The sequence below is a fragment of the Streptomyces flavofungini genome (genome assembly GCF_041028215.1).
Taxonomy (GTDB): domain Bacteria; phylum Actinomycetota; class Actinomycetes; order Streptomycetales; family Streptomycetaceae; genus Streptomyces; species Streptomyces flavofungini_B.
Genome location: NZ_JASKYR010000141.1, coordinates 1 through 12259, shown reverse-complemented (window position 1 = coordinate 12259; position 12259 = coordinate 1). Strand labels below are relative to the sequence as shown.

The following is a 12259-nucleotide window of genomic DNA, read 5'->3' as shown; positions in this document are numbered from 1 at the left end:
GCCAGGGCTGGGAACGGGTCTGCGAGCCGAACTGCGCGGAGGGCCACGAGGCCGCCTACCGGGTCTCCCTGACGGTCTCCGGGCTCGCCGCGGGCCGCTACACGCTGATGCGGATCAACGCCCCGCGGGCGCCCGGCGGCGACACCGTCGTCTACTACGGCCTCGACTCGTACGGGCCGACGAAGCGGCGGTGACTGATGACTTCGGGCGGCCTCACATGCCCCAGGCCGTGAACGCCCCCCAGTGCACGACCGAGGCGAACGGCCGCTCGTCCGCCGCCCCCGCGTGCCCCGCGTACCGCCCGCTCAGCTCGGCGAGATGCGGGTGCGCCGCCGTGTACCGCGTGAGCCCGTCCCGGGTGAGCCGCCGCAGCCAGCCGCGCGCGCCGCGCAGCGCGGGTACGGGAGCCCGGCCCTCGGCGAGCAGTTCGTACAGGCGGGTCATCAGGAAGGCGGTGGCCAGGTCGTCCACCTGCCACAGGCTGGTCACCGCGCAGGCGGCGCCCGCCTGGAGGAACCCGGCGGGGAGGCCGAGGAACTGGTCGGGGGCCTCGATGATGCCGTAGTGCCCCGACTGGCAGGCGCTGGCCACCGCGAGCCTGCACACCGGGAGCCGGTGCCGGACGAGGGTGTCCATGTCCAGGCGGCCGTCGGCGAGCGCGAGCGAGCCGCCCCGCCCCTCGGAGTCCGCGCTGCCGTGGCAGCTCAGATGCAGATACGACGCCTCGGCGAGGTGGCCGAGCACCCAGTCCACCGTCGCCTCCTCCCCCACCGCGCTGCTGACCTCGCCACGGGCCGCGAACAGCGCGGTGATCTCGGCGCGTTCGCCCCGGCTGCCCGGCAGCGAGCCGTCCGGGTCCGTGACGGCCACGAGGCGCGGCACCGCTTGCCCAGGACGCCCGGCGCGCGCACGGGACGCGGCGTAGACGGCGGCGGACGGCGCGACCGTCAACGTCCCCATGTCGTCCAGGACTTCGCCGTCCCGGCCACTGCCGGAACCGCCGTCCAGCGGCACGGCGTGCAGCGGCACCAGGCCGAGCAGCCCGGTCGGTACGACGACCGCCTCGTGCCGCGCGTCCTCCGCGAGCAGCCCGGCGAGCGGGCGCAGGAGGGGTTCGAGCACCCCGAGGCGGTCCAGGGTCGCGGGCAGCCGGCGTCGGCGCCGCAGCTTCGTGGCCTGCTGTACGAGCCAGAGCCCGGGGCTGTCGTCGTCCGGGTCCGCGACGAGCAGGTGGAGGAGGGTGATGCTGCTGACCCCGGGGACGTGCACGGCCCGTACGGTCGGCTCCCCGCCCGCCGTCGGCCCCCCGCCGGGGACGATCAGGACGTAGCTGCCCCAGGGTGCGTTGACCAGGTAGGCGAGCGGCAGCCCGCCCGCGGCCCTGGCGATGTCCCGTGCCTCGGTGGTGCGCAGGAAGTCCTCGAAGCCGGGGATCGCCCGGATCTCCTCGACCACCGTGCGCAGCGCGCGTTCGGCCGCCGCCTGCTCCCCCGCTCCCGGCACGAGCAGGCCGGGGGCGAGCGGGGACTGCTCGGTGACCGATGCGGCGTACCGCGTCCGCGCCCGGGTGTAGCGCTCGGCGAGGTGGGGGTCGACGCGGGCGAGTGCGGTCACCTCGGCCGCTCCCCGTCCCGCCGCCGCCGAGAGCTCGCAGGCAAGGCCCCGCTCCAGCGCCTCCACGGCCCGTTCCGGCCGGCCCGCGCGGGCCAGCAGGTAGGCGGTCCAGCGGGCGATCCTGTCGACCTGGACGAGGACGCCGCGGCGGCTCTCGGCGGTGACCTGGGCGTCGTAGAGCGCGCTCACCGCGATCAGCATGTCCGCCGCCACGTCGGCCGCCTCCGTCCAGCGTCCGGTGGCGGCATGGGAGTCGATGAGCTCCCTGGCGATGTTGAGGTGCAGGGAGGGCGCCACCGTGGGCGGCGCGTCGGCCAGGGCGGCCTGCCGCAGCCTGATGCTCTCGGGGCTGTCCGGCCCCTCGGTCACGTCGCTGGCGCGGGCGAGGAGCCAGGTGACGCGGCCGGTGCTGAGCAGGCCGGGTCGGGTGGCGGACAGGCCGAGTGCCGCGGTCGCCGCCGCCCTGGCGCCGTCGGCGTCCGGGGTGTCGCGGTTGAGCAGCAGGTCGGCGAGGTTGCACTGGGCCACCGACCAGAGTGCGGGCGCCTCCTCGGGGCCGAGGTGGCGCAGCGTGTCGCGGTAGCACCGCTCCGCCTGCCGCAGGTCCTCGGGCCCGGCCCGGCGGTACAGGAGCAGGCCGAGGTTGATCTGTGAGTACGCCCAGTTGACCACCGAGCGCTCCGGGGAGCGCTCCTCCAGGCCCGCCCTGATGTGCTCGATGCCGAGCGTGAGGTCCGCGGGTCCGCCGCCGGGGCGCTCGGAGAGGTGCAGTCCGTAGTTGGTCTGGATTCTGGCCCAGTACTCGGGGTGTGCGCGGCGGTCGAGCGCGCTCGCGCGGGCCAGCAGGTCGCGGGCGGTCTCCCAGACCTCATGGCGGTCGCCGTCGTCGCGTGCGTAGTGCGCGCTGGCGAGGTTGTTGGCCGTCCGCACCCACTCCAGGCTGCCTTCGGTCAGGCGGCCGAGGGCGAGTTCGAGGAGCCGGATCGCCTCGGCGAGGTCGGTCGTGGCCCCGGCGAGCATGAGGCGTTCGCCGAGCAGGGCGGCCAGATCGGTCTCCACGTCCTCCTCGCCGAGGTCGGCGGCGAGCGCCAGGCCCTCGCGGGCCAGGGCGACGCCCTCGGGCCCCTGGGTGCGGAAGGCGCTCTCGTGCAGCTCGTCCAGGCGGGCCCGGAGATCGCCGCCGAACCGGCCGAGGGACTCGAAGTAGCGCCGCATCGCCTCCGCGGGCGGCGTCTTGCCGTCGCACAGCGCGTCCAGGAGGTCCTGGCGCCGCCGCAGCGCCGATTCGAGCGGGGTGCCGGTGGCCGCGCGCAGCTCCTCGCGCCCGGCGTCGCGCACGGTGGTGCCCCCGGTCAGCTCGGGTTCGGTGCGCACCAGCTCGGCGAGTGCGTCGGGCGGGCTCGCCAGTACGGCGTACAGCAGCCGCTCGACCCGGACGCCGGCCAGGCTCTCGGCGAGGTAGTGCAGGAAGGTTCCGTAGTTGTCGACCGTCGGCTGTCCGGCCGGGGCGAGCTCTTCGCGGGCGGTCCCGGGGTCCGCCACGTCGCGGGCGAGGTCACGGGAGAGGACGACCGGGACCAGTCTGCGGGGCAGCGGGATCGCGTTGCCGGTGAAGACGTCGCCCCGGAAGGCCCCGGCGTCCGCCGCCTCTTCGAGCAGGGCGAGCCCGGACCGGGCGGGGTCGCCGCGCAGTTCCTCGACGGAGAGCCCGAGCAGCAGCGGCGCCACCGCGCCGGGGCGCAGGACGAGCAGCGGGGCGTCGACGTACGCCCGCTCCCCGCAGCCGGGGCAGTCCGCCCAGGCGAGGCCCGCCCCGGGCGCCGCGAGGACGTCGGCCCGCTCACGGGCGTCCACCAGGCGCCACACCGGGGCCGCGCACTCCCGGCCGCACTTCTCGCAGCGCCACTCGTACGGAGCGCGTACCGATACCGTCATGCCGCCCACCGCTCCCCGGCCGCCCGCCGCCTACTTCCCGCCGGTGAGCCGGGAGAGCAGGGCGGTGAAGACCCGGCCGAGCGCGGCGTCCCGCATGGCCCGCTTGTGGATGGCGAAGCTCCACCTGCCCCGGGTGTCCCGCTTGACGGACACCTCGGTCTGGAGCAGCACGACCACCAGGACGGTGACCGAGAGCGCGACGGGTTCGAGGCGCTCCATGGGCGAGCGCGCGTAGGCGACGGCCTCGGCGACCGTGCGGGCCATGTCCTCGTCCTGGGACGCCACGTACTCAAGGGCGGCGCGGGCCAGCTCGCCCTCGGTCACCTCGGGCTGGCCGGGCGGCAGGTACGCGGCGAGGTCCCCGGCGGCCACCGCCTCCGTCAGCTCGGCACCGTCCCAGGGACACCGGACCGCCTCCGCGAGGAGCCCGCGCTCCTCCACCACCACGGCGAGGGCCCGGACGGCCGTCTCCTCGGAGAGCGCCCGGACCTCTTGCTCCAACTGAACTCGGCTCGACATAAGGGCAATTCTGTCTGCCGGGCGGGCCGTTCGTGGGCTACTTCACCGAGCCCGCGGTCAGTCCGCTCACCACGTGCCGTTCGATGACGGCGAAGAGCACGATGACCGGCACGATCGCGACCACCGACGCGGCGAAGAGGTAGTTCCACTGCACGGTGTAGTTGCCGATGAAGTTGTTGATGCCCACCGTGAGCGGCTGCTTGTCCGGCTCGGTGGTGAGGGTCAGGCCCATCACGAACTCGTTCCAGGCCGTGATGAAGGTGAAGATCACGGCGGTCACCACGCCCGGCAGCGCGAGCGGCAGCGTCACCTTGATCATCGCTCCGAAGCGGCTGGTGCCGTCCACCATGGCGGCCTCCTCGAGCTCCGGCGGGATGGAGCTGATGTAGGCCGTCAGGATCCACACCGCGAAGGCGAGGTTGAACGCCGCGTTGGTGAGGATCAGCGTCCAGACCGAGTTGAGCATGTCCAGCTGGTGAAACTCGCGGTAGAGGCCGACCAGCAGGGCGGTGGGCTGGAACATCTGGGTGACGAGGACGAGGAGCAGGAAGAGCTTGCGGCCCCGGTAGCGCATGCGCGCGGTGTAGTACGCGGCGGGCAGCGAGACGAGCAGCACGAGCAGCGTGGCGCCGCCCGCGACGAGCAGGGTGACCTGGAGGTTCTGCCCGAGCTCGGACTCCTTCCACACGTCGACGAAGTTGACCCAGTCAAGGTCCTGCGGCAGATAGGTGCGGTCCCTGAGTTCGTCCTTGGGCCGCAGCGCGGTGACGATCATCTCCAGGTACGGCGCGAGGAAGACCGCGGCGAGCAGCCACGCGACGGCCGTGTAGATGAGGGTGCGCGGCCGGAACGAGCGCTTCTTCGGGGCCCCCGGGCGTTTCTGCGGCGCCTTCGCGGTCGCCGTGGCGGTGGCCATCAGTCCTCCTCGTTCCACCGGCTGACCTTCAGGAAGATCAGCACGAGCACCACGACCATCAGGAAGTTCACGACCGACATGGCCGCGGATTCACCGATGTCGGTCTCCTTCAGCTTGTACATGAACACCATCGACGTGGAGGTGTCGTAACCCGGACCGCCCTGGGTCATGGCCCAGATGATCGGGAAGGAGTTGAAGACGTTGATGAGGTTGATGACGACGCCGACGAGGAAGGCGGGCCGCAGCATCGGCAGGGTGATGTGCCGGTAGGTGTGCCAGGGGCCCGCGCCGTCGATCCGGGAGGCTTCGTAGACCTCCTGCGGGATCGTCTGGAGTCCGGCGAGCAGCGTGTACGTGGTGAAGGGCAGCGACACGAACACCGCGACGGCCATCATCCACGGCCAGGCGGTCTCCGGCTTGCCCAGCCAGTCCTTGGAGCTGTCGATGAGACCGAGGTCGAGCATGAGGGTGTTGAGCACGCCCGCGGTCTGGTTGAGCATCCACTTGAAGCCGATGGCGGTCATCAGGACGGAGGCGGCCCAGGGCGCGATGAGCGCCCAGCGGGCGACGCGGCGCCCGAGGAACTTCTGGTTGAAGAGCTGGGCGAGGGCGAGCGAGAGCAGCATCGTGAAGCCGACGACCACGACCGTCCACACCGCGGTCCAGATCAGTACGGCGCCGAGGTCGCTCTCCTCGAAGAGCTTCTTGTACTTGTCGGTCCCGGCGCTGCCGCGCACCTTGCCGGAGATGGAGATGTTCAGGAACGAGGTGCGGATCAGCTCGATGACGGGCCAGACGACCACGGCGAGGATCAGCAGGATGACGGGCGCTATCCAGGGCAGCGGGCCAAGCCGGGCGATGCCGCCATGGCGGCTCACCGGCCCGGGTGCGCGCCCGCCCCGTCCCCGGCCGGGCGCGGCCGGGGACGGAGGGGCCTTCAGGGACACAAGGACTCCTTGCGAACTGCGTCGGGTGGTGGGACTACTTGGCGTCGGCCGCCGCGGTCTCCGCCTTCTTCTGGAGGTCGCCGAGGACCTGCTTCGGGTCGTCGGAGACGGCCTTGCCGCCGGTCTTCTTCATCTCGGCGGAGACGACGTCCCAGGAGGTGTCACCCAGCGGGTAGAACTTGGCGTTCGGCAGCACCTGGAAGAACGGCTCCAGGTCCTTGTGCTTGCCGCTGTCCGTCATCGTCTTCAGGGTGTCCTTGGTGACGGGCATGAGGTTGTACATCTCGTCGAACTTCAGCATCTGCTTGCTGTACGTGAAGTCCAGGAACTTCTTCACGGCGTCCTTGTCGGCGCCGCCGTCCTTGAACGCCATCATCCAGTCGGCGACGCCGAGGGTGCTGTTGAGCGGACCCGTCTTGCCGGGGATGGGCGCGACGCCGTAGTCGACCTTGCCGTCCTTGGCCATCTGGATCAGGCTCGGGTGGCCGTTGAGCATGCCGACCTTGCCCGCCGCGAAGTCCGCGAAGGCGGTCTTGCGGTCGGTGGAGGCGGGGTTGGCGTAGGTGAGACCCGGCTTCACCAGGTTCTTCTTCAGCCACTCGAAGGTCTCGACGTTCTTGGCGCTGTCGAGGGTGTACTTGCCGTCCGCGTCGGTGTAGCCACCGCCGTTGCCCAGCTCCCACATCATCGTCTCGCCCTGGGTCTCCTCGGGGCCGAGGGGCAGGGCGTACGGGGTGTCGGCGGCCTTGGACGACTTGATCTTCTTCGCGGCGGCGGCGAGCTCGTCCCAGGTCTTCGGCGGGGTCTTCACACCGGCCTTCTTGAGCACGGCCTTGTTGTAGAACATCACGCGGCTGGAGGAGACCCACGGGATGCCGTACTGCGTGCCGTCGACCTCGCCGGCCTTGGCGAAGGACGGGATGATGTTGTCACGCGTCGTGCGGGACATCACCTCGTCGACCTTGTAGAGCAGGTCGTCGGCGACCTTGTCCGCGTAGCCGCCGGTCTGGAGGAGGTCGGGCTCGTCGCCCGCCTGGATCATGTTCTTGACGGTCTTGTCGATGTCGTTCCAGTTGATGACCTGGACGTCGACCTTGTAGCCGTCGTTGGCCTTCTCGAACTCCTTCTTGACCTCGTTCCAGTACACCTTGGAGGCGTTGGAGGCCTTGTCCCCGTAGTCGGCGGCGACGAGCTTGATGGTCTTGCCGTCGCCGTCGTCGCTGTCACCGCCGCAGGCGGTAAGTCCGAGAGCCATGCAAAGCGTTGCCGCACCGGTGGCGACTATTCGATTCCTCATACTGATCAACCCTTCGACATCGGTGTCGACTTGAGCGCGTACAGTCGCACCCCTGCGGCGCCGTCGCGCCGACACTACTCACGTCCCGTTTCGCCTCAACAGGCCTAGACCACTTTCGTGGCCAAGCTGAAATCACCTGGTGGCAAGCTCACTTGAGGGCACCGGCCGTGAGACCAGCCTGCACCTGGCGCTGGAAGACCGCGTACACCACGAGTACCGGCAGCATGGCGATCGTCAGGCCCGCGAAGAGCGCGCCCCAGTCGCCGCGGTAGCCCTGCGAGACCGCCAGCGAGGCGAGCCCCTGAGGCAGCACGTAGCTCTTCTCCTCCTCGTTGTTGAGCAGCAGCGGAAGCAGGTACTGGTTCCACTGGCCGAGGAAGTTGAAGATGCCGATGCTGACCAGGCCGGGCTTGGCCATGGGCAGCATGATCTGGAAGAACGTCCGGGTGTGCGAGGCACCGTCGACCATCGCCGCCTCCTGCACGCCGGTCGGCAGCGTGCGGAAGAAGGAGGTCAGGAAGAAGGTCGTGAAGGGCAGTGAGTACGCGATGTAGGCGATCATCAGGCCCGGCCGCGTGTCGAGGAGGCCGAAGTTCTCCATGACGGCGAAGAGCGGGACCAGGGCGAGGATGACGGGGAACATCATGCCGCCCGCGAAGAGCATGAAGATCAGGCGGTTGCCCGGGAAGGTGAAGCGGGCGATGACGTAGGCCGCCATCGAGCCGAGCAGCATCGTGCCGGTCAGCGAACCCGCGAGGATGATCAGGGAGTTGAGGGTGTAGCGGCCGATGCTCGCCTTGTTCCAGGCGTTGCCGAAGTTCTCCCAGTGGAAGGAGGCGGGCCAGCCCATCGGGTCGCTGAGGATCTCCGCCGAGGGACGGAACGCGGTGAGCGCGACCCAGATCAGCGGTCCGGCGGCGAGGATCACCCACACGACGAGGAAGGCGTGCGAGAAGACGTTGAGCGCGCCGCCCGCCTCCCTCTTGCGGTCACGGGGCTTCGCGGCGGCCTCGGGGCGGGGCGCGGCGTCGGTGGTCGTGGTCATGGTCGGTGGCTCCCGCGCTCTCAGTATTCGATCCGGTCGCGGTTCCCGACCCGCATGACGATCAGCGAGAACGCCATGCTCAGGACGAGAAGGACGACACCGATGGACGTGGCGTAGCCGTACTGGCCGTCGCGGAACCGCTCGTAGAGGAAGACCGGGGTCACCTTCAGCACGTGCGGCGGCACCATCACCAGGCAGATCGCGAAGGTGTCGAGCGCCTGGATGCCCATGTAGATCCAGCCGGTGCGCACGGTGTCCCAGATCAGCGGGAGCGTGACGTTGAAGAAGGTACGGGTGCGGCCCGCCCCGTCGAGCAGCGCCGCTTCGTAGATGTCCCGGGGGATCGCGCCCATCGCCGCGGAGAAGAGCACGACGTAGAAGCCGATGAAGCTCCAGCTGATGACGATGAGCAGGGAGACGATCCCGAGGGTGGTGTCGCCGCCGAGCCAGGCGGGCCCGTCGATGCCGATCTTGTCCAGGCCGCCGTTGATCAGCCCGCTGTTGGTGTTGAAGACGCGCCCCCACACCACGGCGATGATGGCGACGGAGAGCACCTGCGGGAAGAAGTAGACGACCTTGTAGAAGGACGAGCCCGCGACGCCCGCGATGGCCCGGCCCCTGCGGTGCCGGCCGCCCGAGGTGATCATGTAGGCGAAGAACATGCCGAGGACGAGGGTGATCGCGGGGGCGACGGCCAGGAGCAGGGCACTGACCTTCAGCGACTCCCAGAACCGGTCGTCGTTCCACATCTTCCGGTAGTTGTCGAAGCCGATGAAGTTGGCGACGGGACCGCCGGACCAGTCGGTGAACGAGTAGTAGATCGCCTGGAGGAAGGGCGAGACGACGAACAGGGCGTAGAACGCCAGCGGCACCGCCAGGAAGCCCACGATGAAGCGGTACTTGTCCAGGGTGCGGTACCGCCGGTCGTAGCGGACCCGTTCGGGGGTGAAGCGGGGCGGCAGCAGGACCGCGAGGAGGAACAGCAGCCGTCCGGGCGGGCCCTGCTCCGGCGGTCGCTCCGCTCGGCTCTTCTTCTGCGGTGGGTGGCCGCCCACCGGGGTGTCGGTCTGCACGCTGCTCCGCCCCGCTCGCTCGTCCGCCTCGCTCGTCAGGCCTTCTTGACCTTGCTGATGTCGGGGTCCTTCAGAATCCGCTCGGAGGCCTTCTGCATGGTGTCCATCGCCTGCTTGGGGCCGATCTGGCCCTGCATGAACTTGTGGATCATGTTGTTGAAGTCCTCGCGGAACAGCTCGTTGTACCAGTCCATGAAGTGCGGGATGACGATGTTGTCACCGGCCGCCTTGATGGCCGCCTGGGCGCTCGCCGTGCCCGAGGGGAGCTGCTCGCCGTCGATGGCGCCCTTGACGACGGGCATGGAGCCGACCTCCTTGAAGAGGTTGAGGGCGGCCTTCTTGCTGTACATCATCCGCATCCACTCCAGGCCGCCCTGGCGGTTCTCGGCCTTGGCGGGGACGATGAAGGGCTCACCGGCCGGGGCGTACAGCGTGCCGAAGGGCATCTTGTCGCCGGAGTCGAGCGAGGGGGTCGCCCCCACCGTCATGGCGAAGTCCTTGGGCGTGGTGTCCTTGGCCTCGTTCTCCACCCAGGAGCCGTTCGGCACGAAGACGCACTTGCCCTCCTTCGTCCAGGCGGTCTGCATCTCGGTGTGCGCCTCGGTGCCGTCGAAGCCGGTCAGCACGTACTTCTTGGCGACGACTTCCTCCCAGGCCTCGAAGACGTCCTTGACGGCGTCGTGCTTCCAGGCGTCCGGCTCCAGGTAGTCCATGGCGTCGGTGACGTCGCGCCCGCCGCGCTGGGCGAACATCGCGTACATGCTGAAGAACATGTAGCGGGGGTGGCCGCCGGGGTAGCTCCAGCCGTGGATGCCCTTGGCCTTGGCCTTCTTGCAGACCGCGAGCATCTCGTCCCAGGTCTTCGGGTACGCGGAGTCGAGGCCGTCCTCAAGAAGCTTCTTCGAGTACCAGTTGCCGTAGACCGTCAGGGCGATGTTGAGCTGGTAGCACTCCTTGCCGCCGAAGCGGCCCATCTGCTCGACGACCGGGACCAGCGTCTCGCGCACCGTGACGCCGGGGTCGTCCCAGGAGGGGGCGTCGAGGACCTCGCCGAGGTCGGCGACCTGCTTGTTGTGCACCAGCTTGCCGATGTTCATCTGCTCGGCGCCGGAGTTGTTGACCACGTCCGAGGTGGGCTTGCCGCGTACGATCTTCGGCTGCACCTGGGTGGCGATCTTCTCGGTGGCCTTCTGGTCCGGCTTCGCCTCGGGGTACTTCTTGGCGTACATGTCGGTGACGTACTGCGCGTACTTGTCGCCGTAGCCGCCGTTGAAGATGTAGACGGTGAGCCCCGCGTCCTCTTTCACACCGAGCGGGTTCTGCTTGGTCTTCTTGCCCTTCTCGGCCTTGTTCTCCGAGCCGCCTCCGCTGGCGCAGGAGCTGAGTGCGCCGACAGCGGGCACCGCGAGCAGACCTGCGGCCGCCGCCCTCTTCATGACATCGCGACGGTTGACGCTGGTGGATCCCATGCTCAAGTCCTCGCCTTCTCCAGGACTCAGGCGGTGAACCGGACCCTCCCGGCACCGCGGTGGTGTGGGACGCCGACAGGTATAGTCCACTCCCGCTCAACTGAGCAAGATCGAATACACGTTTGCTCCGCAGGGTTTCCGAAGTGAGACCTGCGACGTTTCCCTGGTCGAAACCTCTCGCACATGGCCCCCGATACGCGTGGACTTTCGCGCCGGTTTCCATGGACTTTCGACGGCCCGGGTTCCGTGCCCGGCCTCTCAGAGCCGGTCGGCGGCCCGCTGGACGCGGTCGACGGCCTCGTCCGGAGTGGCACGGCCCAGCAGTACCTCGCCCAGCGCCTCACCGCTCTCCCTCTGGAGCCCGCCAGCCGCGAAACCGTTCCAGTGGAACGCGTTGCCCTTGGCTCCTTCATACGCGGCGATCGCCGACTCCGCGCCCGGCTTGAGCCCCTGCCACGCCCCCGCGCCCCGTACGGCGGGCAGCGCGTTCCGCCGTACGGCGAACCGCTCGGCCGACGCGGGCCCGAGCATGATGCGCAGCAGCTCCATCGCCGCTTCGGGATTCTTCGCCCGATCGGGTACGACGAAGGGCTCCCCGAAGTTGACGGCGAGCGTGCCGAACGGCAGCCGGTCGTCGCCGGACACTCCGGGCGGCGGCCCGACCGCCGGATCGAAGCCCTCCGGCGGCTCGGACTCCGTCTCCAGCCAGGAGCCGTTGGGGATGAGGAGGGCCTTCCCCTCGGTCCACTGCTTCTGCGCCGCGATGTGGTCGTACTCCGCCGACTCCTTCAGTACGTGGCCCCGCCGCCCCAGCTCGGCGTACGCCTCGAAGACGTCGAGCACGGCCCTCGCGCGCCACGCGCCCGGCTCGTTGGCCACCAGGGCGTCGAGGACCCGCTTGCCGCCCCGCTTGGCCACGGAGGCCGCCACGGTGAACCAGAGGTAGTAGGGGTACTTGCCCGGGAACACCAGTCCCGCCATGCCGCGCCGCTCGGCCGCCTCGCAGATGGCGATGAGCTCCTTGAAGGTGCGGGGGTAGCTCTTGCCGAGGCCCCGCAGGGCCGTGCGGGAGTACCAGAAGCCGTACACCGTCAGCACGTAGTTGAGGCTGTGCACCGGACCGCCCTCGCGCGAGCGCCCCGCGTCCGCGACGCCCGGCAGCAGCAGGTCCCGCACCTTCTTGCCGGGGCTGTCGATCGCCGGGGCGTCGAGCAGCGGCCCGAGGTCGCGCAGCATGCCCTTCCCGCCGAGGGACTTGATGTTCTCAGTGCCGCCGCCGGAGTACTGGATCAGGTCCGGCGGCGCGTCCCCGGCCAGCTCTTCCGGCACGCGGCGGCCGAGGTCCTGGGCGAACTCCTGGCCGACATCGACATGGGGGTAGGCCTCGCCAAGCCGCCGCACGGCGTCGGCGAGTACGTCCCTCCCGTAGGAGCCGTCGAAGAGG

The 12259-nt window shown here is 69.9% G+C and carries 9 protein-coding genes and 1 pseudogene; 1 reads left to right on the top strand and 9 read right to left on the bottom strand.

All coding sequences use genetic code 11. The features are described from left to right. Positions 1-194, top strand: a pseudogene (locus tag AB8Z36_RS12695) (hypothetical protein); the annotation flags it as partial. 19 nt (positions 195-213) lie between these two features. Here AB8Z36_RS12695 and AB8Z36_RS12690 read toward each other — a convergent pair. The 9 genes from AB8Z36_RS12690 to AB8Z36_RS12650 all read right to left on the bottom strand — a co-directional run. Next, entirely contained in the window at positions 214-3549 is a 3336-nt protein-coding gene (locus tag AB8Z36_RS12690) for a CHAT domain-containing protein (protein ID WP_369213361.1), read from the bottom strand. A 30-nt stretch (positions 3550-3579) separates the two neighbouring features. Next, positions 3580-4068 (bottom strand): hypothetical protein, encoded by a 489-nt coding sequence (locus AB8Z36_RS12685; RefSeq protein WP_369213360.1) that lies wholly within the window; start codon positions 4066-4068, stop codon positions 3580-3582. A 37-nt stretch (positions 4069-4105) separates the two neighbouring features. Further along, complete coding sequence (locus AB8Z36_RS12680) at positions 4106-4984, bottom strand: carbohydrate ABC transporter permease (RefSeq protein WP_369213359.1); 879 nt, start codon at positions 4982-4984, stop codon at positions 4106-4108. Further along, positions 4984-5931 carry a carbohydrate ABC transporter permease gene (locus tag AB8Z36_RS12675; RefSeq protein WP_440581901.1) on the bottom strand — a complete coding sequence of 316 codons (948 nt, stop codon included), beginning with the start codon at positions 5929-5931 and terminating at the stop codon, positions 4984-4986. Before AB8Z36_RS12675 ends, AB8Z36_RS12680 begins: the two co-directional genes overlap by 1 nt. 34 nt (positions 5932-5965) lie before the next feature. Continuing rightward, positions 5966-7186 (bottom strand): extracellular solute-binding protein, encoded by a 1221-nt coding sequence (locus AB8Z36_RS12670; protein ID WP_369213357.1) that lies wholly within the window; start codon positions 7184-7186, stop codon positions 5966-5968. A gap of 190 nt (positions 7187-7376) precedes the next feature. Next, on the bottom strand, positions 7377-8273 hold the full coding sequence (locus AB8Z36_RS12665; protein WP_369213356.1) for a carbohydrate ABC transporter permease: 897 nt from the start codon (positions 8271-8273) through the stop codon (positions 7377-7379). A gap of 20 nt (positions 8274-8293) precedes the next feature. After that, positions 8294-9235, bottom strand: a complete 942-nt coding sequence (locus AB8Z36_RS12660; protein WP_369213362.1) for a carbohydrate ABC transporter permease — start codon at positions 9233-9235, stop codon at positions 8294-8296. Between the two features lie 146 nt (positions 9236-9381). After that, on the bottom strand, positions 9382-10815 hold the full coding sequence (gene ngcE, locus AB8Z36_RS12655) for an N-acetylglucosamine/diacetylchitobiose ABC transporter substrate-binding protein (protein ID WP_369213355.1): 1434 nt from the start codon (positions 10813-10815) through the stop codon (positions 9382-9384). Positions 10816-11073: 258 nt separating this feature from the next. Continuing rightward, positions 11074-12259: extracellular solute-binding protein (locus AB8Z36_RS12650; RefSeq protein ID WP_369213354.1), on the bottom strand; the 1186-nt coding region annotated here is incomplete at its 5' end.